The organism is Bradyrhizobium sp. NP1 (genome assembly GCF_030378205.1).
Classification (GTDB): domain Bacteria; phylum Pseudomonadota; class Alphaproteobacteria; order Rhizobiales; family Xanthobacteraceae; genus Bradyrhizobium.
On sequence record NZ_CP127385.1, the window covers coordinates 1,561,708 to 1,583,449 of the forward strand.

Genomic DNA, 21,742 nt, shown 5'->3' on the forward strand with positions numbered 1-21,742 from the left:
GCTGTCGCTCGTCAATCCGGAAACAGGCGCCGATCATATCACGACCGGTTGCCCATTAAGGCTGAATGTTGACGAGAGGGACACCAGGCACGAGCACCGGGTGGAAGGTGAGTCCGCGCCCTGCTAGTTCGGCTGCGGGTGGAAGAACTCGAAAATCTTGCGGGCGCTTTCGGCGCTGACGCCGGGCACCTTGCCGAGATCGGCGATCGAGGCGCGCTCGATTTCCTTCAGCGTGCCGAAATGGTGCAGCAGCGCGCGCTTGCGCGATGGGCCGATGCCGGGGATTTCCTGCAGGCCCGCTTCGCGGATGTCCTTCTTGCGCAGCTTGCGATGCGAACCGATGACGAAGCGGTGCGCCTCGTCGCGCAGCCGCTGGATGAAATAGAGCACGGGATCGCGCGGCTCGAGCTTGATCGCCTCGCGGCCCGGGATGAACAGCGTCTCGCGGCCGGCGTCGCGGTCCGGTCCCTTGGCGACCGCGAGCAGCGAGACCTGCGGGAGTCCGAGCCCGTCGAGGATTTCCTTCGCGGCGCTCAACTGCCCGCGGCCGCCGTCGATGATGACGAGGTCGGGCCATTGCGGAAATGAATCATCATCCGCCTTCGGAGGGGATGCCTCGCCCTCCGCGGGTTTCAACAGTCGCTTGAAGCGCCGCTGCAGCACCTCGCGCATCATGGCGTAGTCGTCGCCGGGCGTCAGCCCTTCGGACTTGATGTTGAACTTGCGGTACTGGTTCTTGATGAAGCCGTCGGGGCCCGCCACGATCATGGCGCCGACGGCGTTGGTGCCCTGGATATGGCTGTTGTCGTAGACCTCGATGCGCTTCGGCGCATCCGGCAGCACCAGCGTCGTGGCGAGCGCCTGCAACAGGCGGCCCTGGGTCGCGGTATCCGCGAGCTTGCGGCCCAAAGCCTCGCGCGCATTGGTCAGTGCGTGCGCGACCAGCTCCTTCTTCTCGCCGCGCTTGGGTGTGGACACCTCGACCTTGTGGCCGGCCTTGACCGACAGCGCATCCGCAAGCAGCTCGGCTTCCTCGATTCCGTGCGACAGCAGGATCAGTTTCGGCGGCGGCTTGTCGTCGTAGAACTGCGCCAGGAACGACGACAGCACCTCTTCCGGCGTGAAGGATTTCTCCGCGCGCGGGAAATAGGCGCGGTTGCCCCAGTTCTGCCCGGTGCGGAAGAAGAACACCTCGACGCAGGAATAGCCGCCCTCCTGGTGGATGGCGAACACGTCGGCTTCCTCCACGGTGCGCGGATTGATGCCCTGCTGCGACTGGATCGCCGAGAGCGCTGCGAGGCGGTCGCGATAGAGCGCGGCGGTCTCGAATTCGAGATCGCCGGAGGCCTTCTCCATCTCGGCCGCCAGCTCCTGCTTCACGAGGTCGCTGCGGCCGGACAGGAAGTCGGTCGCCTCGCGCACCAGCTCGGTATAGCCGCGAAAGTCGATCTCCTGCGTGCAGGGGCCGGAGCAGCGGCGGATCTGGTAGAGCAGACAGGGCCTGCTGCGGCTTTCGAAAAACGAATCGGTGCAGGAGCGGATCAGGAACGCGCGCTGCAGCGCCGTGATGGTGCGGTTGACCGCGCCGGCGGACGCAAACGGGCCGAAATAGCGCCCGGGCCGCGTCTGCGCGCCGCGGTGCTTGAGGATCTGCGGCGCCCAGTGATCGCCAGTGATCAGGATATAGGGGAACGACTTGTCGTCGCGCAGCTGCACGTTGAAGCGCGGCCGCAGCTGCTTGATCAGGTTGGCCTCGAGCAGCAGCGCCTCGGTCTCGGTGGTGGTCGAGACGATTTCGACCGCGACGGTGGCGGCGATCATGCGCAGGATGCGCGCCGGCTGCGGCGCGTTCACCCGCGCGTAGGACGAAAGCCGCTTTTTGACGTTCTTGGCCTTGCCGACATAGAGCACGTCGTTCGCCGCGTTCAGCATGCGGTAGACGCCGGGCGAGGTCGGCGCCAGCCGCACGGCGTTCTCGATCGCGGCGTGTCCAGCCGCGAGCGGGCCCTCGGCGACCGCCTCCAACGGCTCCTCCACGGGATCGGGCAGCCGTGCCTCGTCGTCCTCTTCCGCAGCGGCGGTCGCGGGATCGATGTCGCCGGCCGGGGCATCGGCCGCCATTTCCGGTTCGGAACCGCGTCCTGCCTTCCGCGGGCCGGGGGCCTTCGGCTGATCGGGAGAATCGTGAGCCATGGCGCGAATTTAGGTGCTTGCACGGTGCGTCGCCAGCGACCGGATCGCCTCGATTTCGGCGCGAAAACGCCGCGCGGCGGCCCGCTGGTAACGCGTCCTTAAGACTGATGAGCGGGCGGTAACCGCCCTTAACAAGCCTTTAACTTAAAACTCTCGATAAATCTTCCCACGAAAAACTGGAATTCCGTAACCATGCGGTTCGCGAGCGGCCGATCGGCCGCCCTCGCGCAACCCGCGGCTTGCGGTGCGTTGCGTGGAGAGTGCGATGGCAAGGTTCGTCTCGAGGGGTGTCTTGAGGATTGCCTTGGGTGCGGGCGTGCTGGCGGGTTGGGCCGCCTCGGCCGATGCGGCCGATTTCAACTACGGGCAGCGCGCGCCCTATACCGTGAACCAGCCGCTCAACATGTACAGCTGGGCCGGCCCCTATCTCGGCGGCAATCTCGGCTATGCCTGGGGCACGGTCGACAACAGCCCGGCCAAGCCGTCCGGCTTCGTGATCGGCGCGCAAGGAGGCTACAACTGGCAGAACGGTCCGTGGGTGTTCGGCGTCGAGGGCGACATCCAGGCGACCGGCGCCGACGACACCTTCGCGCCCTGGAAGTTCTCCAACCCGTGGTTCGGCACGGTGCGCGGCCGCGCCGGCTACGCCTTCAACAACATCCTGTTCTACGGCACCGCCGGCCTCGCCTTCGGTGAGTTGCGCGGGCAGACCTTCGGGTTTTCGGAGTCCCATGTCACCGCCGGCTGGACCGGCGGCGTCGGCGCCGAGTTTGGCCTGAACCAGAACTGGAGCGCGAAGATCGAATATCTCTATGTCGATCTCTCGGAGAGCCAGTTCGTCGTCACCGGCGTGCAGAACGGTTATCGCTTCGGCGTGGTGCGCGCCGGCGTGAACTATCACTTCTGATCCAAGGAAGAAAAGTACGACCACACCCTCTCCCGGCCGCGACGCGGCCGGGATTTTTCTAAAGCGCGATGACTCAAATTCTCGCGCCTTAGCTGTTTGGTCCGGCACGATGCCTTCGGCGCAAAACGCGCGTCAGTCGCGGGAAACCCGGTATCCACTCTTTTGCATCATGCCGCAGCGCACCCCTCTCAGGAAGACACGACGAGATTGACCGCCTTGGGGCCCTTGCCCTTCTTGTCCGGTTCGACCTCGAACGTGATGCGCTGTCCTTCGGTCAGGTCCTTCAGTCCCGCCCGCTCCACGGCGGTGATGTGAACGAACACGTCACGGCCGCCATCATCAGGCTTGATGAAGCCGTAGCCGCGTTCTCCATTGAAGAACTTGACCGTTCCAGTCATGGCCATCGGGAAACTCCTCCCCCGCATTGCTCCGCCGCGACACGTAACCGCGCCACGGCCAGACCGGACATTCACTGCCGGAAAGCTTGGCCACCTTGAGCGGATCGGTTCACGTCCCGATTCGCCTGGATCTTTGTTTGGCCTTCATCACTCCGCCGCAACCATTCGCGGAAGCGGAACGTAAAGCCAGTCACAGCGGCAGCATAATACGGTTCGTCGCAAATTGACTACGGCTTTTCGTGGTTTAGTGCCGCCTAAGGTGTGGGCACTTCGAGCCGGTAGCGAGCAGCGCCACCCTGACCGAGCGGCTTCTGCAGTTCGGGCAGGATGGTCTTCAACTCGCCTTGCAGCGTCCAGGGCGGATTGACCACGAGCAGACCGGTGGAAGCGAGCGCCGTGCCGGCACCTTGCGGCGCGACGCTGAACTCGAGTCGCAGGCATTTTCCGTCACCCGGAACGCTGGCTGTGACCTCGGCGACGCGCCGCGCCAGCGCATCCGTCGCGCGGCGGCTCTTGGCCGGATACCAGAGCAGGTAGACGCCGGTCGGCCATTTCGCGAAAGCCGCGGCGAAGCCCTCGGCCATGCGTTCGAACTCGTCCTTGGCCTCGAAAGGCGGGTCGATCAGCACGAGGCCGCGCCGCTCCTTCGGCGGCACGAAGGCGGGCAGCGCAGTCCAGCCGTCGAGGTCGACGATGCGCGCCTGCGCGTCGCGGCGCAGCGCCTCGATCAGGTGCTTGCGCGCGGTCGGTTCGATCTCGCAGGCGGTGAGGTGATCCTGCGGGCGCAGCAGCGCGCGGGCGATCAGCGGCGAGCCGGGATAGGCGGCAAGCGCGGCTTGCGGGTTGAAGGCCCTGACGATGTCGAGATAGGGCTTGATCACGGCCAGCGCGGAATCGGAAAAGCGCGCCTGCATGATCCGTGCAATGCCGGTCAGCCACTCGCCGCTGCGCCGCGCCTCCTCGCCGGTGAGGTCGTAACGACCTGCGCCGGCGTGGGTGTCGATGACGCGGAATGCGGCAGGCTTCTGCTGCAGATGGATCAGGATGCGCACCAGCACGACGTGCTTGATGACGTCGGCGAAGCTGCCGGCATGGAAGGCGTGACGGTAGTTCATGAGACAGCAGTTAGCACGTCATGGCGAACGCAGCGAAGCAATCCATCTTGCCACGGAAGTATGGATTGCCTGCCGCTGGCATTGCTCGCAATGACGGGAAACGAAGCCTAGCCGCCGCGGATCGGCGGCATCGTCACCTGGTCGCGGCGGCAGGCGCGGCGGTCGATCTCCTCGCAGGCGCGGAACTGCAGCTCCTTGCTGAGGCAGATGCGCACTTCCGAGAGCCGCGAGCGATTGCAGGTCACCGAGATCGCCGTGGGCGAGAGCCCCGGATTGACCTTGATGAAGGCATCCTCGATCTCCGAGGGCGCCACCGTCTTCGGCTCGGACAATTGCAGGAAGTCCTCGGGGATCTTCACGGCGGCGCGCGCCTTGCGGACGGCTTCGAAATAACCGCGCTCGCCGAGCCCCGAGCAGGTGCCGTGCTTGTCCCATTCGTTGTAGATCAGGCCCGGCGCCGGCATCAAATCGAGCATCGACACCATGATGTTGCGGGCAAGCCGCGGCGAGGGCTGCTGGCAATATTCGGGAAAACCGCGCTCATATTGCGGCCACAGGCCATGGACCACGAAGGAGAACGGCCGCCCGCCGCATTGCGCCTGTGATCGCCCGCCATTGCCGCGCTCCGCCGCCTCCTCGCAGAAGGAGGGCGACCAGGACAGCGACAGCACGTAGAAATCGAACTCGCCGGGCGCGTTCTGCCGCCGATCCTGTGCGGCTGCCGGCGACGTGCCGCCGGCTGCCAGGACAGCGAGGACCAAGACAGCGAGGATCAGGACGATGGGGGTGATGGCAAAGCAGGTCAAAGACCGCGAAACTGTCCGCGCAACCAAACCAAACATGACGGCGCCTCTCGACTAAATGATCGGAAACCTAGCAGGCGACCGGAACATTTCAAGAACAAAAATGCATGCGTTGCAGCAACCGCTGCAAGCATCGACATCAACGGTGGTAAAGAATCAGGGGCGGGCGGACCGGCAGGCCGGGTTATAGGCCCAGTCGCGGTCGAGCCCGGTCACGCACCACTCGACCCCCTGGTCGTAGCCGGCAAACCCGCCATCCTCGATGATCGAGTAGTAGATGCCGTGCACCTTGCCGTCATTGAGCGTGACCTGTCCGGCGCAGTAGCGGCGCGGGATGTTGTCGGACTGCCAGGGCCGGAACGCGATTTCGTGAATATTGCTGTAAGCCGCGATCTTGAGGGAGGAATTCCAGAAGGAGCTTTCCTTTTCCCAGAACTGGGTGGTGATGGTGCCCATGGCCCTCTCGCAGGGCGCGACACGGCCTTCATAATTCGGGCCGGTCAGGCCGAAATTGAGCTCCAGCGGATTGGCCGCCTGCGCGGTCTGGCTCGCGGCGAGCAGGCCGAGGCCGAACACGGCGCCGAGGGCGGTTTTCTTCACGGCGAAAGCGAGGTCGCGCATCGACAATCCGAGCAATGATCCGGTCAGCGGACCGTGCCGTGAAGCGATGGCGGGGTCAAGTGCAGCGCGGCAACACTCGCCGTCACTCTGCAGTCCAGCCGCGGGGCGGCCTTTTTTTGCCCTTCGATGGGCCCTAAGATGCGCCGCAAAACAGGAGTCGCGAATGAGACTGATTGGGGCTTTGAGCCTGGCTGTCGCCTGCGGGGTGTTGGCCGCGGCGCCGGCGCGAGCCGACTTGTTCAACTGGGTGCCGCCCGTCAAGGGCAACGACACCGGTGGCATCATCGCCTACGAGCTCGCGACCCAGGTGGATGCGCGCCAGATCGCAGCCGACCATTGCGCGCGCTACGGCAAGGTGGCGAAGTTCCTCGCCATCGATGCGCAATATGGCGGCTATATCTCCTTCTCCTGCCGCTGGGTGCCCTACGGCGCCGACGAAAGGCCGTTGCGCACGCGCTACTGAGGGCGACCTCCGAACGCATCCACCACAACAAGACGGGAGCGCGCGCCATGCCGCGGCAACTTTCTTTGTTTTGTCTATCGCTCGGCGCGGCGTGCTGCGCCCTGATCGGCGCGTCCGTGGCGCGCGGCGACGAGATGCCGGTGCGCAAGGCGGGCCTCTGGGAGATGAAGATCGTCAAGGTCGGTTCGCAGTCGCCCGACATGACGATGCAGCACTGCACCGACGAGACCACCGACAAGGACATGACCAACGCGGTCTCGCCGCTTGCCAAGCAGGTCTGCTCCAAGCAGGAGGTCAGGAAGACCGCAACCGGCTATGTCAGCGATTCCGTCTGCAGCGTCGGCGGCCTGTCGATGACGTCGCATGCCGAGATCACGGGCGACTTCAGCTCCGCCTACACCGTGAAGACCTCCTCGCATATCGACCGCGCGGGCTCGCAGCAGGACAATTTGACCACGATCGAGGCGAAATGGCTCGGCGCCTGCAAGCCCGACCAGAAGCCGGGCGACGTGGTGATGCCGGGCGGCTTCAAGATCAACGTCAAGGACGCCGAGAAGCTGAAGAACCTGCTGCCGAAATCGAACTAGTGTGCCGATTCCGAAGTTCGCATCATTATGCGGCATACCCGTTTGCGAACTTCGGAATCAAAGGACGCTAGCAACTTATTGATCGAGTGTGGCTCTGGTTCGGAAGTCCGGCCGTGACCGATGTCATCGGAGTGATCGGCCGAGAATCCGCAGCGCCTGCGCGTTCGTCTGCGCCACGTTGAAGCGCATCAGATCGGTGGCCGACTGCGTGACGCTGAAGGCGTTGCCCGGGGCGAGCACGACCCGTTCGCGGAGCGCGGCTTTGGCAACCTCGGCCGCGTCCCGCCCGTCAGGCAGGCGACACCAGAGATAGAAACCGCCGCGCGGCAGCGTCCACGGGCGGACGCCGAGCCCTTCGAGCTGGCCGATGATCTCGCGGCGCCGCTTCGCCAGCCGGCTGCGCAGGCCGCTCAGGTGCTTGCGGTAGCTGCCATCGCTGAGCGTGCCGAAGACGAGCTCGGCCGCAACCGGGCTCGGCCCGCCGAAATTCGTCGCCACCTGGAGATCGACGAGGCCCTCGATCCAGTCCGGCCGGGCGACGATGTAGCCGCAGCGTATCGAGGCCGAAAGCGTCTTGGAGAAGCTGCCGATCCGGATCACGCGGGACAGTCCGTCGAGCGCGGCGAGCCGCGGGGAGGGCTCCGGCTCGAAGTCGGCGAAGATCTCGTCCTCGATGATGGTGAGGTCGTGGGCTGCCGCCGCGGTCAGGATGCGGTGGGCGGTCTGGGGCGCGAGCGTCGCGCCGGTCGGATTGTGGAGGGCCGCGTTGGTCACGTACAGCCGCGGGCGGTGGGCCGCGAGCGCCGCGTTGAAGAGCGCGATGTCCGGGCCGGTCGGCGTGTAGGGAACGCTGACGATCTTCGCCCGGTGGGCTCGCAGCAGTGCCTGGAAGTTGAAGTAGCAGGGGTCGTCGACCAGCACGGTGTCGCCCGGATTGAGCAGGAAGCGGCAGAGCAGGTCGATCGCCCGCGTGCCCGACGTGGTCAGGAGGATCTGGTCGGCCCCCGCCTCGATCCCCTCGGCGGCGAACTGGCGGACCAGCAGCCGGCGCAGCGCCAGCGATCCGCGCGTGACGCCGTAGTCGGCGAGCACGGCGTCGTCGGCTTTGGCCAGCGCGCGGATCGCCCGCCGGATCGCAGCGATGGGCATCCAGGCGGACGGCAGCCAGCCACACCCGGGTCGCAGCATCTCGGGTCCGCCATCGAGCGACTGCCGCGACACCCAGAGCGGATCGATCGCGCGGTCGAGCTTTGGCTCGACCTCGGTCAGCGCGAGCGGCGACGGGGCACCGGCGACATAGAAGCCGGAGCCGGGACGAGAGCGGATCAGGCCCTCCGCCGCGAGGCGATCATAGGCCTCCACGACGGTCGACGGCGAAACCTGCCTGTCGCGGGCGAACTTGCGGATCGAGGGCAGCTTCTCGCCGGCCGCCAGCGTGCGGCTCGCGATGCGCCGGCGGATCGCGGCCATGACCTGCTCCGTCCGTGTCGCAGTCGCATCGCGCGCCGCAGTGACGCTGGCTGTGGCCTCACCACTTGCCAACTGTATTGCTCCCGTAGCCCATACTGTTCGGTCGTACCGTATTGGTGTGTCGCTGTTGTCGCAAGCCCGGCTGCGCTATCGCCGGCAGGCAACGCGACGGAGAGCATCATGCAGCGCACGACGGACGGCTGGGGCAGCGGCCTCCTCGGCGTCGTCATCTTCAGCGGCTCGCTGCCGGCGACCCGGGTTGCGGTCGGCGGCTTCACCCCGCTGTTCTTGACCTCGGCCCGCGCGGTTATCGCGGCCCTGCTCGGCGCAGCCCTGCTGGTCGTGCTCCGCCAGGCGCGCCCGGAGCGGGGCGATCTCGTCCCGCTCGCGGTGGTGGCGCTCGGCGTGGTGATCGGCTTCCCGCTGCTGACGGCGCTCGCGCTCCAGCACATCACCTCCGCGCGATCGATCGTGTTCATCGGGCTGCTGCCGCTCGCGACCGCGATCTTCGGCGTCGTCAGGGGCGGCGAGCGGCCGAAACCGGCGTTCTGGCTGTTCTCCGTCGGCGGCGCCGCCCTGGTCGTCGGCTTCGCACTCGCCAACAACGGCCGCGCGTCGCTGGCCGGCGACCTGCTGATGGTCGCCGCGATCCTGGTCTGCGGTCTCGGCTATGCGGAGGGAGCGCGCCTCGCGCGCCAGCTCGGCGGCTGGCAGGTGATCTCCTGGGCGCTCGTGCTCGCGCTTCCGCTCATGGCAGCACTCGCGCTTGCGACGCTGCCGGATGGCTGGAGCGGGATCGGCAGCCCGGCCTGGCTCGGGCTCGCCTATGTCTCGGTCTTCAGCATGCTGGTCGGCTTCGTGTTCTGGTACCGGGGACTGGCGATCGGCGGCATCGCCGGGGTCGGCCAGCTCCAGTTGCTGCAGCCGTTCTTCGGGCTGGCGCTTGCGGGGCTGCTGCTCGGCGAACCGGTTGCCTGGACGATGATCGCGGTGACCGGGCTGGTCGTCCTCTGCGTGGCCGGCGCGAGGCGCTTCGCCTGATCGATGCTACACCGGCACGCGCACGATGGCGCGCAGGCCGCCCATCGGGCTGTCGCCCAGCATGATGTCGCCGCCATGGGAGCGCGCGATGTCGCGCGCGATCGCAAGGCCAAGGCCCGTGCCGCCCTCGTCCTGGTTGCGCGCGTCGTCGAGCCGCAGGAACGGCTTGAATACCTCCTCGCGCATCTCGGGCGGAATGCCGGGGCCATCGTCGTCGACCGTGACGGAGAGGTAGCGGTGGTCGCGGTGGCCGGTGATGGCGATCCTGTCGCCGTGCCGCGCGGCGTTGGAGACGAGATTGGCGAGGCAGCGCTTGAACGCCGCCGGCTTCACGGTGACGACGGGCAGTCCCGTGAACGAGACGGTCGCGGCGTGGCCGTTGCGCTCGGCGTCGCCGCGCAGCTCTTCCAGCGCCGCCGTCATGTCGGTCGGCTGCGCGTGCTCGCCGGCGTCGCCGCGGGCGAAGGCGAGGTAGTCCTCCAGCATCATCGACATCTCGTCGACGTCCTTGCGCATGCCCTCGACCTCGGGGCTGTCGCCGATCAGCTCGAGCTCGAGCTTGAAGCGGGTCAGAATGGTGCGCAGGTCGTGGCTGACGCCGGCGAGCATCGCGGTGCGCTGCTCGATCGAGCGCTCGATGCGTCCCTTCATCTCGAGGAAGGCCTGTGCCGCGCGCCGTACCTCGCGCGCGCCGCGCGGGCGGAAGTTCGGCGCCTCGCGGCCTTTGCCGAAACTTTCGGCCGCGTCCGCGAGCCGCAGGATCGGCTTGATCTGGTTGCGCAGGAACAGCACCGCGACGAACAGCAGGATGGTCGAGGTGCCGACCATCCAGAACAGGAAGATCTCCGAGTTCGAGGCGTAGGCGGCGCTGCGCTGGGCGAAGATCCGCATCACGGCGTCGTCGAGCTGGATGCGGATTTCGACGAGGCTGGAGCGGCCGACGGTGTCGATCCAGAACGGACGCCCGATCTGGCGGCCGAGCTGCACCGATAGGGTCTGGTCGAGCAGCGAGAAGAACGGCTTCGGCCCCGGCGGCGGCATGTCGCCGACGGGCAGGAAATCGACCACGAGGCCAAGCCGCTGCTGCGCGATGCGGCGCAGCTGCGTGCGGTCCTTGTCCTGCGGATAGGCCTTGTAGACGTCGATCAGCGCGGCGATGTCCTGCACCACGGCGGCCGACAGGTGCCGCGTCACCGTGTTCCAGTGCCGCTCCATGAACACGAAGGCGACCACCGACTGCAGGATCACCATCGGCACGATCATGATCAGCAGCGCGCGGGCATAGAGCCCGGTCGGCATCCAGCTCTTGAAGGCGTTGCCCATCCAGCCGTTGGCCGCCGAGACGCGGTCGGCGGCGGTTCGGATCAGCGCAAGACCGGTATCGATGGTCGTCATTGGCGTCTGGCCGTCGGCAAGGAATTCAGGGTGAGGCGACGAGGCGGTAGCCGATGCCGCGCACCGCCTGCAGGAACAGCGGATTGGCGGGATCGCGCTCGATCTTGCGCCGCAGCCGGTTGATCTGCACGTCGACGGCGCGCTCGTTCACGCTGCCATTGCCGGTCAGCGCCGCGCGCGGCACGGTGTCGCCGGGCCGCGCCGCCAGGATGCGCAGCATCTCGCGCTCGCGGTCGGTGAGGTGGATGGTCTCGTCGCCCTTGCGCAGCTCGCCGCGGTCGAGATGGAAGACATAAGGCCCGAACGCGATCTGCTCGACGGCTGTGACCTGCGGCGGCGAGGTGCGTCTGAGGATGTTGTTGATCCGCAGCGCCAGCTCGCGCGGCTCGAACGGCTTTGCGACATAATCGTCGGCGCCGATCTGCAGGCCCTCGATGCGGGCTTCGGCTTCATGGCGCGCCGTCAGCATCACGATCGGCACCGAGGACTGGGTGCGGATGAAGCGCGCCAGGTCGAAGCCGGTTTCGCCCGGCATCATCACGTCGAGGATCAACAGATCGAAATGCAGGCCGTTCAGCTTGGCGCGCGCGTCGCTCGCGCTCATCGCCGTGGTGACGCGATAGCCTTCCGCTACCAGAAAGCGGGACAGCAGGTCGCGGATGCGGCGGTCGTCGTCGACAAGCAGCAGGTGCGGGGCGTCGTCGGCCGGTTGCAGCGGCGTCCGCTCGGCGGTGGCAGCCTGGGGCACGCTCATTCCTTCTTGCTTGCTGTGCCGGCGCCCAAGATCGTCTCCAGCACCTTGTCGGGATCGTCGCGATCGATCATCGCGCGCAGGAAGCGGCGGACGGTTTCGGCCCCCTCGGGCGGAATGTCGCCGAGCGCGCGGTTGATCCGGGTGGTCTGCAACCCCGCGAGCTTGGCGACCAGCGCTTCGCCCCGCGGCGTGGCGTAAAGAAGGCGCTGCCGGCGGTCGTTGTTGCCGGTCTTCTGCACGATGTAGCCCTCGTCGAGCAGCTGCTTGAGTACGCGGCCGAGCGACTGTTTGGTGATCCGCAGCACGTCGAGCAGGTCGGCGACCTTGAGTCCCGGATAGCGGTAGACGAAATGTAGCACCCGGTGGTGGGCGCGGCCGAAGCCGAACGCCTCGAGCTCATGGTCGGGATCGCCGACGAAATCGCGGTAGGCGAAGAACAACAACTCGATGATATCCCAGCGCAAATCCGCCTCCCTCAAGGTCGGCGCACGGCTGTCGGCGAGCCGAGAATCAGGGCTCAACGCCGGAGCCGAGAAATTTATGTCAGTCATGTTGACATATCTTGGGTTCAATGTTACAAAACCATCCAGCAGGACGAAATTTTAGATCGTTTCGCCCGAGACGATGTTTCAAGAGGCTTAAGACAGCCAAACGAGGCGACGGCTACGAATTGATCTACCGTGCGATTGTCGAGCGGCATTTCGACGAACATACTGGACTTCCGCACCCCGCAAAAGCATGTCCTGAACGGCATCCTGGCGACGGAAACCGGCCACGCGGCCGGTGGTGGCGAAGTCCAGACCTAGTAAGCCAGCAGGCCTGGAGAAACAGGCCGGCGCCAGAAGCTGCGCCGGTTCCCACAGCGGAAACAAGTCAATGAGTTTGAAATTCGAAATCCAGCCCACAACGAATCCGACGTCCGAGAAGGAGCGCGCGGCAAAACTCGTGGACCCGGGCTTCGGCCGGATTTTCACCGATCACATGGCTGTGGTCCGCTACAATCCGGCCAAGGGCTGGCATGGCGCGCGCATCGAATCCCGCGCGAATTTCCCGCTCGATCCCGCCCTTGCCGTCCTGCATTACGCGCAGGAGATTTTCGAAGGCCTCAAGGCCTACAGGCGCGCCGACGGCGGCGTGAACCTGTTCCGCCCCGACGCCAATGCGAGGCGATTCTGGAATTCGGCCGAGCGCATGGCGATGGCGCCGCTGCCCGAGGCCGTGTTCATCGAAGCCGTCGAACAGCTCGTGCGCATCGACCGCGCCTGGATACCGGGCGGCGAGGGCAGCCTCTACCTGCGGCCCTTCATGATCGCGAGCGAGGTCTTCCTCGGGGTGAAGCCATCGGCGGAATACATCTTCGCCGTCATCGCCTCGCCGGTCGGCTCCTATTTCAAGGGCGGGCCTGCGCCGGTGTCGATCTGGGTGTCGGAGAACTACACGCGCGCCGCGATCGGCGGCACCGGCGCGGTCAAGTGCGGCGGCAATTACGCGGCGAGCCTGCGCGCGCAGGCCGAGGCCATCAATCACGGCTGCGATCAGGTCGTTTTCCTCGACGCAGTCGAGCGCCGCTACATCGAGGAACTCGGCGGCATGAACATCTTCTTCGCGTTCGACGACGGTTCGCTGCTGACGCCGCCGCTCGGCACGATCCTGCCGGGCATCACCCGCGATTCGATCATCGCGCTGGCCAAGGATTACGGCACGCGCGTGCGCGAGGAGGTCTACACGATCGATCAGTGGCGCACTGACGCCGCCAGCGGAAAGCTGAAGGAGGCCTTCGCCTGCGGCACGGCCGCCGTCATCTCGCCGATCGGCAAGGTGTGCTCGGGGAGCGGCGATTTTCTCATCAGCGGCGGCGCCGCCGGCCCCGTTGCCATGGGGCTGCGCAAGAAGCTAGTCGACATCCAGTACGGCCGCGAGCCCGACCCGCACAACTGGATCAGAAACGTCGTGTGACCCGCGGCGGAATGATTCCGCTGCTCTCGCGACAGGGGCTGCTTTTCCCCTCTCCCCCTGTGGGAGAGGGTGCCCGAACGAAGTGAGGGCGGGTGAGGGGTTTCTCTCCGCGGACACAGACCCCTCATCCGTCGCGGACTTCGTCCGCGCCACCTTCTCCCACAGGGGGAGAAGGGAAGTGAGCATTGCGGCGCGGCGCTACGGCTGCTAACTCGGCATCGCTTATGTTGTAAGTCAACATTATTGTTGACGTACGAACCTGACAACGAGCGACATGTCCGAAAAACCGAAAAAACCGCAAAAGCTGAAGGCGCGCCTGCCGCGCGGGCTGGAGGATCGCGGGCCCGCCGCGATCCGCGCCACGCGCCAGATGGTGGAGAAGATCCGCGCCGTCTACGAGCGCTACGGCTTCGAGCCGGTGGAGACGCCGGCGTTCGAATACACCGATGCGCTGGGCAAATTCCTGCCCGACCAGGATCGCCCCAACGAGGGCGTGTTCTCGTTCCAGGACGACGACGAGCAGTGGATTTCGCTGCGCTACGACCTCACCGCGCCGCTCGCGCGCTACGTGGCGGAGAATTTCGACACGCTGCCAAAACCCTATCGCAGCTATCGCTTCGGCTACGTGTTCCGCAACGAGAAGCCGGGCCCGGGCCGCTTCCGCCAGTTCATGCAGTTCGACGCCGACACGGTGGGCTCCGGCTCGCCGGCGGCGGACGCCGAGATCTGCATGATGGCGGCCGACACCATGGAGGCGCTCGGCATTTCCCGCGGCGCCTATGTCGTGAAGGTCAACAACCGCAAGGTGCTCGACGGCGTGATGGAGAGCATCGGGCTCGCGGGCGATGCCAACGCGGGGCGGCGGCTTACCGTGCTGCGCGCAATCGACAAGCTTGATCGCCTCGGCGTGCAGGGCGTGCGCGAATTGCTCGGCGATGGCCGCAAGGATGACAGCGGCGATTTCACCAAGGGCGCGGGGCTGAATGCCGCGCAGATCGGGAAGATCGAAGCCTTCGTGAATGCGCGCGCCGCGGTGCAGTCGCCGACCTTCGCCTATGGCGGCGATCCCGATCTGCTCAAGCGCGTTGCCGGCGATCCCGACCAGAAGGCGCGCGAGTATGACACCGCGCGCAAGATCGCGGACTGGCTGCGCGGCAGCTTTGCCGATTCGAAGCTGGCGCTCGAAGGGCTCGACGAACTCGTGGAGATCGCGCGGCTGGTCGATGCCGCGGGTTACGACGGCAAGGTGATCGTCGATCCCTCCGTCGTGCGCGGGCTCGAATATTACACCGGCCCGGTCTACGAGGTCGAACTGCTGCTCGACACCAAGGACGAGAAGGGCCGCCCCGTGCGGTTCGGCTCGGTCGGCGGCGGCGGCCGCTATGATGGTCTCGTCTCGCGCTTCCGCGGCGAGGTGGTGCCTGCAACCGGCTTCTCGATCGGCGTGTCGCGGCTGCAGGCGGCGCTGACGCTGCTGGGCCAGCTCGACACGCGGGTGGAATTCGGACCCGTCGTCGTCACCGTGTTCGACCGCGATCGCCTCGCCGATTACCAGGCGATGGTCGCGACCTTGCGCAACGCTCCTCTTGATCCGGCAAAGCCGGATGGTCCTCGCATCCGTGCCGAGCTCTATCTCGGCAACCCCAAGAACATGGGCAACCAGCTCAAATATGCCGACCGGCGCAACGCTCCCTGCGTGATCATCCAGGGCTCGGACGAGAAGGCGCGCGGCGAGGTGCAGATCAAGGATCTGATCGAGGGCGCCAAGGCCGCCGCTGCGATCGCCTCCAACCAGGAATGGCGCGAGACGCGGCCGGCGCAGTTCTCCTGCAAGGAGAGCGAGATCGTCGCGCGCGTGCGCGAGGTGTTGGCGCGCCATGACGTGAAATGGGACTAGTCCACATGGCGAGGAGGCGCAGGCAGGATGCCGCCAGCGCATGACTTGGCGGTTGCGCCGCCTCGAACCATGAGGACAATAAGACATCCTTCGAGACGCGGCCTGGCGGCCGCTCCTTAAGGATGACGACAGCGATTGTGGCGGCTGCGCCGTATGAACACAAAGGGAGAAAACGATGCCTGAGATCACCGTGAGCATGGCCATCGGCCGCACCGACGAGCAGAAGGCCGGCATGATGCGCGACATCACCCAGGCGCTGGTGACGAATCTCGGCGTCGATGCCAACGACGTGGTGATCCAGATCAACGAGGCGCCGCTCGCCCACAAGATGAAGGGTGGCAAGACGTTTGTGGAACGCCGCGCCGCGGCCGCCGCCGCGAAGAAGTGAGGCGGTCTACCCCCTCCGACACGGGGAGAGGGTAAGAAAGAGTGCCATGGACGCGCGCAATCACATCAGGATCGGCATCAGCGCCGAGCGCTTCCTGGTCGTGCCGCCGGAGCGCACGGTCGGGCATTTCCTCGCCGGCATGCCGATGGTCTATGCGACGCCGATGATGATCCTGGAAATGGAGATGGCGGCGTGCGATGCGCTCGTCGGCCATCTCGAGCCGGGCTGGATCACGGTCGGCACCGAGGTCGATGTCCGCCATCTCGCGGCCTCGCCGGTCGGCGCCACCATCCGCACCACTGCAAGGGTGATCGAGGTGGTGCGCCGCGTGATCCGCTTCGAGGTCGAGGCCTTCGATGGCGAGCGCAGGATCGGCGCGGGCCGCCATGGCCGCGGGCTCGTCAATACGGATCAATTCCAGAAGCGGTTCGGGGCGGGCTGACGATATCAGCCCGGCAATGACGATCGCGCAACTACTTCGCCAGCTCCTTCGAGCGCCGCGTTGCGGCGGCGATCGCGCGGATCATCAGCGGTTGCAGGCCGCCCTCTCCCATCAGCACCTCCAGCGCCGCGGCCGTGGTGCCGCCCGGCGAGGTCACATTCTGCCGCAGCGTCGCCGCGTCGAGGTCGGAGCGGTGCAGGAGCTCGCCTGATCCGGCGACCGTCTCGCGCGCCAGCTTCATTGCGAGCGCCTCCGGCAGGCCGGCTTCGACGCCGGCGCGCGCCAGCTCCTCCGCAAGCAGGAAGATATAGGCAGGTCCCGAGCCGGAGACCGCCGTCACCGCGTCCATCAGGCTCTCGTCCTCCACCCATTCGACCGAGCCGGTGGCCGAGAGCAGCGCGTCGGCGGTGGCCCGCTGCGCCGGCGTAACGGCTTTCGCTGCAACGGCGACCGTGATGCCGCGCCCGATCGAGGCCGGCGTGTTCGGCATCGCGCGCACCACCGTGTCGCCGAACGTCGTGGCGAGTGAAGCGATGGTGGTGCCGGCCATGATCGAGACCACCAGCGTCTTTGCGGTCGTGAACGGCTTCAGCTTCGCACCGGCCTCGCGGAAGGATTGCGGCTTCACCGCGACGACCAGCGTCTCGATCGCGCCCGCCGCTTGGGGCGTCGGATTGAGCCGCACGCCCTTGGCTGCGAGCGCCGCAATTTCAGAGGAGGGCTGCGGCTCGATCACGACGACGCGTCCGGCGTCGAGGCCCTGCGCCAGCCAGCCGGCCAACATCGCCCCGCCCATCTTGCCGGCGCCGGCGAGCGCGATCGTGCCTTTGATGTCTTGCAGCGCCTTGTTGTTGCTCAAAGTGATCACCACGAACACTGCTGTCGTCCCCGCCTGGTGCGCAATTGCGCACGGGAGCGGGGACCCATAACCACAGGCGGTTCTAGTGAAGCGCAGACCGGGCGACAAGCATTTAACTGTCATGGCCGGGCTTGACCCGGCCATCCATCCCCCTTGAGGGCTTTGATCGATGGATGCGCGGGTCAAGCCCGCGCATGACGAGACTTCGCCTACGCCTCGCCCTCGGTCTCGAACATCGCCGCCGCCATCGCCTCCGGCGCGGACTTGCCGGCCCAGACCACGAATTGCAGCGCCGGATAATAGCGCTCGCAGGCCTGGACCGCGGCCAGCAGCATGCTCTCGCATTGCGCGGTCGAGGCGCTGGCGCCGCCGGGCAGCACCAGGGCCTGGCGGTGCATGATCATGCCGGTGTGGGTCCAGATGTCGAAATGCCCGATCCACAATTGCTCGTTGATCGCGGCGATCACCCGCTGCACCTCGGCAAGTCGCGCGGGCGGAATCTTCATGTCGAAGGCGCAGGCCAGATGCAGCGCCTCGATCTCGCTCATCCAGGTGAAGGAGAGCTGGTAGTCGGTCCATTCGCCCTTGGCGACGATCGTGACCTCGTCCTCGCCGGAGCGCTCGAACGCCCAATTGTTGTCGGTGGCGACGTCCTCGACCACCGCGAGCGGATTGTTCCGGGAATCAATAACGCCTTCGAGCAAGGACATGCCTCTCGACCTCTGACTTTCGCAAACTTTATTGATACGCAACGCAGCGGCTCCGGCGCGCGCACCCTCGCGCGTGGTGCCGGCTGCAATCCCGCGGGGATGGTCCGGGCTTGCGCGATCAAGTGATGTGATTTGCGGAATCCGCGCAACGCTGCCTTGAGTCCGTCCACAGCGAAAGGCCCGCTCGTCCACAACTCATCGCCGTCACTCCAGAACAAACCGGAATCGGATTCGGGAAGGCCCGCCACAATCGTTAATTTCTTTGCCGGCGCCGCGGGGCGGGGCGCTCCGGACTCGCTCGACGGCATTGCCGGCATGCCGTTTGCCCATGGCTGGTGCCGCCGATCTGAAGTTCCTGCAGCGGGCGCGCAGATTCACGTCAGGAGCTTCAGATCGAGAAAGCGGCACCAGAATCATGGGTTTGCTGGCGCCCTCCAGCTTTCCGCAGTTGGTGTACGAGATCGCAGCACGTGCATCACGAACTTCGGAAAGCGGGCGCCAGGCCCCTTGCTGCGCTGCCGCCGAGGCGTCATAATTCGTATGGCTGTCCATGTCGGGCAGCCATGTTCTCAGGGCGGGGTGAAAGTCCCCACCGGCGGTAAGGACCTGCACAACACCAGGCCCAAGCCCGCGAGCGCCTTCTTCGGCAGCGAGGAAGGGTCAGCAGATTCGGTGTGAATCCGAAGCCGACGGTGACAGTCCGGATGAAAGAGAACGGTCACGGTGGTTCCACGCGCTTTTGCGCGGGGTGTCGTCGTTCCGTGTGCCCTGATTCTGGTCCTTAAACCGAGGAAAGCCATGAATCAGATGTTGCAAGAAGCTGAAGCTCCCATCACCAACGCCACGCCCGAGCCGCCTGATCGTTCGCCGGCGCCCGCGCATCCGCGCTTCGCCAAGCCGCAGCGCATCGCCTTCGTGCAGGCCTCCTGGCATCGCGAGGTGGTCGAGGAGGCGCGGATCGCCTTCCTGAAGGAGATCGAGGCGCGGCACATCGCCCGCGACCGGGTCGACCTGTTCGAGGTGCCGGGTTCGTTCGAGATCCCGCTGCATGCGCAGCTGCTCGCCAAGACGCGCCGCTACACCGCGATCGTCGCCGCCGGGCTGATCGTCGACGGCGGCATCTATCGCCACGAGTTCGTTGCCGACACCGTGATCAAGGCGTTGATGGACGTGCAGCTCCGCACCGAGGTGCCGGTGTTCTCGGCGGTGCTGACGCCGCAGCAGTTCCACGAGACCGCGGCGCATTTCGACTTCTTCCGCAAGCATTTTGCGATCAAGGGCGTCGAGGTGGCGGAGGCCTGTGCCACGACGCTGCACAGCCTGGAGCGGCTGCGCGGCCAGGTTGCGGCCGGGATCGTGTGATGTGTGGTGGTGGCGGGCGCGGCTAACGCCCGCCACATTTCGGCTGATTGTCTTTCCTGCCGCCGCGCCTGTACATTCGGCGGCGGGAGGAGGCGCGTCCGTGGCGACGGAGGCGCCGAGACGGTCATGTTCTTAGGACACGATCCCTATCTCGTCGCGCTCTCTGTGGTGATCGCGATCCTGGGTGGGTACACGGGCTTCGGCCTTGCCGCGCGGATTCGCGGCAAGCCGGATGCTTCGCGTCGGCTGCTGCTGGCGGGGGCCGCGATCTTCCTCGCGGTCGGCATCTGGACCATGCATTTCGTCGGCATGCTGGCGGCGCCGCTGCCGCCCGACACGGTCTATCTCGTGCTGCCGACCATTGCGTCGTTCCTGATCTGCGTGCTGGTCGTCGGCATCTCGCTGTTCTTCGTCAGCGTCGGCGAGCCGTCGCTCTTGCGGGTGATGTCGTCGGCGGTGCTGCTCGGGCTCGGCATCGTCAGCATGCATTATGTCGGCATGCACGGGCTCTCCGGCCCGTTCGCCATGACGCATGATCCGGCCATGGTCGTGCTCGCGGTCGCGATCGCGATTGCCGCGGCCTATGGCGGGCTGCGTGCCTTTCTGGCGCGCTGGGGCGGCGTTCAGCTGGTGCTGAGCGCGGTCGCCTTCGGTATCGCCGTGTCGGGCATGCACTACACCGCCATGCTTGGGGTGCGCCTGGTGCCATCAGCGGACGGCCTGCATCATCATGCCGGGGGACTGGCCGCCTCGCCGCAGATCCTGTCGCTGGTGGTGACGCTGCTGTGCTTCGTCATTGCGGCCGGCTTCCTGCTGTCGCTGGTGCCGGACCCGCGCAGGCGGGCTGCGGCCGGCGACGCGGTCGCGGTCATGGCGGCGGATACGGCGCTGCCTGAAGCGAGCGCGGCGCCGATCAGCCCGCGGCTGCGGCCTGGACCGCTCGGCGGCCTCGGCCAGCCGCCACCCCGCGCGCCGGTGTCGCGATTGCCGGTCGAGGGCGCCGACGGCACCCATTTCATCGATGCCGCCGACGTCCGCAGCGTCCGCGCCGATGCGCACTATACGCGGGTGCATGACGGCACCCGCGAGCGGATGTGTCCGTGGTCGATCTCGGAGGTCGAAGCCCAGCTCGACCCCGGCCAGTTCGTCCGCGTCCACCGCAGCCACATCGTGGCGATCCCGCATGTCAGCCTGGTGCGCAAGGAGGGGGACGGCGCGGTGATCGAGCTCGACGGCCCCGCGCCGCATCGTGTGCCGGTGAGCCGCGCCAAGATCGCCGAGGTCAAGGCCCGGCTCGGTTTGGCGCGCCGGCACGCCTGATCCAGCGAGAAGTATTAGGTCGTCAAGGCTGACGCAATTCGTGCGTGACCCGCCGCATTTCGTGCGAAATCCCCGACCTCGTGCCGGAGCCAACTCCGTCGCCTTGCGCGGGCTCCTTCTCAGGACCAGCGTCGCCGCCAACGTCCATGCCCCGCAACGGGCGTCAAAGGACGACGGGGAGGAGACGATGATTCCTGGGCCGTTCAGCTATCACCGCCCGGCGACGGTCGCCGACGCGGTCAAACTGCTCGCCGGTTTCGGCGATGAGGGCCGGGCGCTCGCCGGCGGCCACAGCCTGGTGCCGATGATGAAGCTGCGGCTGGCTTCGCCCGCGCATCTGATCGACCTGCACGGGATCGCCGCGCTGAAAGGCATCCGCCGCGACGGCGGCGCGGTCGTGATCGGCGCCATGACCACCCAGCATGAGCTGCTTGCGTCCGGCGAGATCGCGCAGTCGCTGCCGATCCTGCACGAGGCGGCGCTGCTGATCGCCGATCCGCAGGTGCGCTACCGCGGCACGATCGGGGGCAACGTCGCCAACGGCGACCCTGGCAACGACATGCCGGCGCTGATGCTGACGCTCGGCGCGCGCTATCGTCTCGAAGGCCCCGGTGGGGAGCGCGAGGTGATGGCCTCCGAATTCTACCAGGGGGCCTATTTCACCGCGCTGGAGCCGGGCGAGATCCTTACCTCGATCTCGATTCCCGTACCGGCGGCCGGCCACGGCTACGCCTACGAGAAACTCAAGCGCAAGGTCGGCGATTACGCGACGGCGGCGGCCGCGGTGGTGCTGACGATGGCGGCCGGCAAGGTCGCGGCTTGCGCGATCGGGCTGACCAACCTGTCCGAGACGCCGCTGCTCGCAAGCGATGCCGCCAGGGCCGTGATCGGCACCAGCCTCGATACGGCGTCACTGAAAAACGCGGCCGCTGCCGCCGCGGCGATCATGTCGCCGGCGTCGGATGCGCGCGGTCCGGTCGAATACCGCAAGCATGTCGGCGGCATCATGGTGATGCGGGCGCTGCAGCGCGCCGCCAGCCGCGCCGCTTGAGGGGAGGAAA

General features: G+C 66.6%; 23 protein-coding genes and 1 riboswitch. Of the genes, 11 read left to right on the forward strand and 12 right to left on the reverse strand.

The genetic code is table 11. The annotated features are described in order from the left end of the window. Positions 1-123 precede the first annotated feature (123 nt). A complete protein-coding gene (gene uvrC, locus QOU61_RS07405; RefSeq protein ID WP_289657463.1) occupies positions 124-2,193 on the reverse strand; it encodes an excinuclease ABC subunit UvrC in 2,070 nt (689 codons plus the stop codon). A 265-nt stretch (positions 2,194-2,458) separates the two neighbouring features. Here uvrC and QOU61_RS07410 point away from each other — a divergent pair, with 265 nt between their 5' ends. Then, a complete protein-coding gene (locus QOU61_RS07410; protein WP_289657464.1) occupies positions 2,459-3,100 on the forward strand; it encodes an outer membrane protein in 642 nt (213 codons plus the stop codon). A 188-nt stretch (positions 3,101-3,288) separates the two neighbouring features. On the opposite strand, the gene QOU61_RS07415 is transcribed toward QOU61_RS07410, so the two are convergent. The 4 genes from QOU61_RS07415 to QOU61_RS07430 form a co-directional block, all read right to left on the reverse strand. Next, entirely contained in the window at positions 3,289-3,504 is a 216-nt protein-coding gene (locus tag QOU61_RS07415; RefSeq protein ID WP_066502379.1) for a cold-shock protein, read from the reverse strand. Between the two features lie 248 nt (positions 3,505-3,752). After that, the gene (locus QOU61_RS07420; RefSeq protein WP_289657465.1) at positions 3,753-4,613 is read right to left on the reverse strand and encodes a 23S rRNA (adenine(2030)-N(6))-methyltransferase RlmJ; all 861 of its coding nucleotides are present in this window, start codon (positions 4,611-4,613) and stop codon (positions 3,753-3,755) included. A 107-nt stretch (positions 4,614-4,720) separates the two neighbouring features. Further along, the gene (locus QOU61_RS07425; protein ID WP_502876896.1) at positions 4,721-5,455 is read right to left on the reverse strand and encodes a ribonuclease T2 family protein; all 735 of its coding nucleotides are present in this window, start codon (positions 5,453-5,455) and stop codon (positions 4,721-4,723) included. Between the two features lie 117 nt (positions 5,456-5,572). After that, positions 5,573-6,037 carry a hypothetical protein gene (locus tag QOU61_RS07430; protein ID WP_289657466.1) on the reverse strand — a complete coding sequence of 155 codons (465 nt, stop codon included), beginning with the start codon at positions 6,035-6,037 and terminating at the stop codon, positions 5,573-5,575. 163 nt (positions 6,038-6,200) lie between these two features. On the opposite strand from QOU61_RS07430, the gene QOU61_RS07435 reads away from it, so the two are divergent. After that, positions 6,201-6,500 (forward strand): hypothetical protein, encoded by a 300-nt coding sequence (locus QOU61_RS07435; protein WP_289657467.1) that lies wholly within the window; start codon positions 6,201-6,203, stop codon positions 6,498-6,500. Between the two features lie 47 nt (positions 6,501-6,547). Next, positions 6,548-7,087: a DUF3617 domain-containing protein gene (locus tag QOU61_RS07440; RefSeq protein ID WP_289657468.1), complete on the forward strand. Its 540-nt coding sequence runs from the start codon at positions 6,548-6,550 to the stop codon at positions 7,085-7,087. A 123-nt stretch (positions 7,088-7,210) separates the two neighbouring features. On the opposite strand, the gene QOU61_RS07445 is transcribed toward QOU61_RS07440, so the two are convergent. Then, a complete protein-coding gene (locus tag QOU61_RS07445; protein ID WP_289657469.1) occupies positions 7,211-8,557 on the reverse strand; it encodes an aminotransferase-like domain-containing protein in 1,347 nt (448 codons plus the stop codon). 180 nt (positions 8,558-8,737) lie between these two features. Between QOU61_RS07445 and QOU61_RS07450 the strand changes: the two genes are divergently transcribed. Next, entirely contained in the window at positions 8,738-9,598 is an 861-nt protein-coding gene (locus tag QOU61_RS07450) for a DMT family transporter (protein WP_289657470.1), read from the forward strand. A gap of 6 nt (positions 9,599-9,604) precedes the next feature. On the opposite strand, the gene QOU61_RS07455 is transcribed toward QOU61_RS07450, so the two are convergent. From QOU61_RS07455 to QOU61_RS07465, 3 genes are read right to left on the reverse strand one after another with little or no spacing between them, the layout of a single operon-like run. Next, on the reverse strand, positions 9,605-10,993 hold the full coding sequence (locus QOU61_RS07455) for an ATP-binding protein (RefSeq protein ID WP_289657471.1): 1,389 nt from the start codon (positions 10,991-10,993) through the stop codon (positions 9,605-9,607). A gap of 25 nt (positions 10,994-11,018) precedes the next feature. After that, a complete protein-coding gene (locus tag QOU61_RS07460; protein WP_289657472.1) occupies positions 11,019-11,747 on the reverse strand; it encodes a response regulator transcription factor in 729 nt (242 codons plus the stop codon). Next, positions 11,744-12,298, reverse strand: a complete 555-nt coding sequence (locus QOU61_RS07465; protein ID WP_289657473.1) for a MarR family winged helix-turn-helix transcriptional regulator — start codon at positions 12,296-12,298, stop codon at positions 11,744-11,746. The genes QOU61_RS07460 and QOU61_RS07465 overlap by 4 nt, the downstream gene beginning before the upstream one ends. 325 nt (positions 12,299-12,623) lie before the next feature. On the opposite strand from QOU61_RS07465, the gene QOU61_RS07470 reads away from it, so the two are divergent. The 4 genes from QOU61_RS07470 (at position 12,624) to QOU61_RS07485 (ending at position 16,430) form a co-directional block, all read left to right on the forward strand. Then, complete coding sequence (locus QOU61_RS07470; protein ID WP_289661344.1) at positions 12,624-13,703, forward strand: branched-chain amino acid aminotransferase; 1,080 nt, start codon at positions 12,624-12,626, stop codon at positions 13,701-13,703. A 274-nt stretch (positions 13,704-13,977) separates the two neighbouring features. Further along, positions 13,978-15,600, forward strand: coding sequence for a histidine--tRNA ligase (gene hisS / locus QOU61_RS07475; protein WP_289657474.1), 1,623 nt, complete (start codon positions 13,978-13,980; stop codon positions 15,598-15,600). Between the two features lie 175 nt (positions 15,601-15,775). Beyond that, positions 15,776-15,988, forward strand: a complete 213-nt coding sequence (locus QOU61_RS07480; RefSeq protein WP_289657475.1) for a tautomerase family protein — start codon at positions 15,776-15,778, stop codon at positions 15,986-15,988. A gap of 46 nt (positions 15,989-16,034) precedes the next feature. Next, positions 16,035-16,430, forward strand: coding sequence for a thioesterase family protein (locus QOU61_RS07485; protein ID WP_289657476.1), 396 nt, complete (start codon positions 16,035-16,037; stop codon positions 16,428-16,430). A 31-nt stretch (positions 16,431-16,461) separates the two neighbouring features. On the opposite strand, the gene proC is transcribed toward QOU61_RS07485, so the two are convergent. The 3 genes from proC to QOU61_RS07500 all read right to left on the reverse strand — a co-directional run bounded on the left by proC (position 16,462) and on the right by QOU61_RS07500 (position 18,551). Next, positions 16,462-17,226: a pyrroline-5-carboxylate reductase gene (proC, locus tag QOU61_RS07490; RefSeq protein WP_502876940.1), complete on the reverse strand. Its 765-nt coding sequence runs from the start codon at positions 17,224-17,226 to the stop codon at positions 16,462-16,464. A gap of 272 nt (positions 17,227-17,498) precedes the next feature. Continuing rightward, positions 17,499-17,999 (reverse strand): type III secretion system chaperone family protein, encoded by a 501-nt coding sequence (locus QOU61_RS07495; protein WP_289657477.1) that lies wholly within the window; start codon positions 17,997-17,999, stop codon positions 17,499-17,501. 204 nt (positions 18,000-18,203) lie between these two features. Further along, entirely contained in the window at positions 18,204-18,551 is a 348-nt protein-coding gene (locus QOU61_RS07500; protein WP_289657478.1) for a hypothetical protein, read from the reverse strand. Between the two features lie 9 nt (positions 18,552-18,560). Further along, a riboswitch (FMN riboswitch) is annotated at positions 18,561-18,719 on the forward strand. 78 nt (positions 18,720-18,797) lie between these two features. On the opposite strand from QOU61_RS07500, the gene QOU61_RS07505 reads away from it, so the two are divergent. The 3 genes from QOU61_RS07505 (at position 18,798) to QOU61_RS07515 (ending at position 21,732) form a co-directional block, all read left to right on the forward strand. Beyond that, positions 18,798-19,361 (forward strand): 6,7-dimethyl-8-ribityllumazine synthase, encoded by a 564-nt coding sequence (locus QOU61_RS07505; protein ID WP_502876897.1) that lies wholly within the window; start codon positions 18,798-18,800, stop codon positions 19,359-19,361. A 126-nt stretch (positions 19,362-19,487) separates the two neighbouring features. Next, entirely contained in the window at positions 19,488-20,681 is a 1,194-nt protein-coding gene (locus QOU61_RS07510) for an MHYT domain-containing protein (RefSeq protein ID WP_289657479.1), read from the forward strand. Positions 20,682-20,868: 187 nt separating this feature from the next. Continuing rightward, on the forward strand, positions 20,869-21,732 hold the full coding sequence (locus tag QOU61_RS07515; protein WP_289657480.1) for an FAD binding domain-containing protein: 864 nt from the start codon (positions 20,869-20,871) through the stop codon (positions 21,730-21,732). The last annotated feature ends 10 nt before the right edge of the window (positions 21,733-21,742 follow it).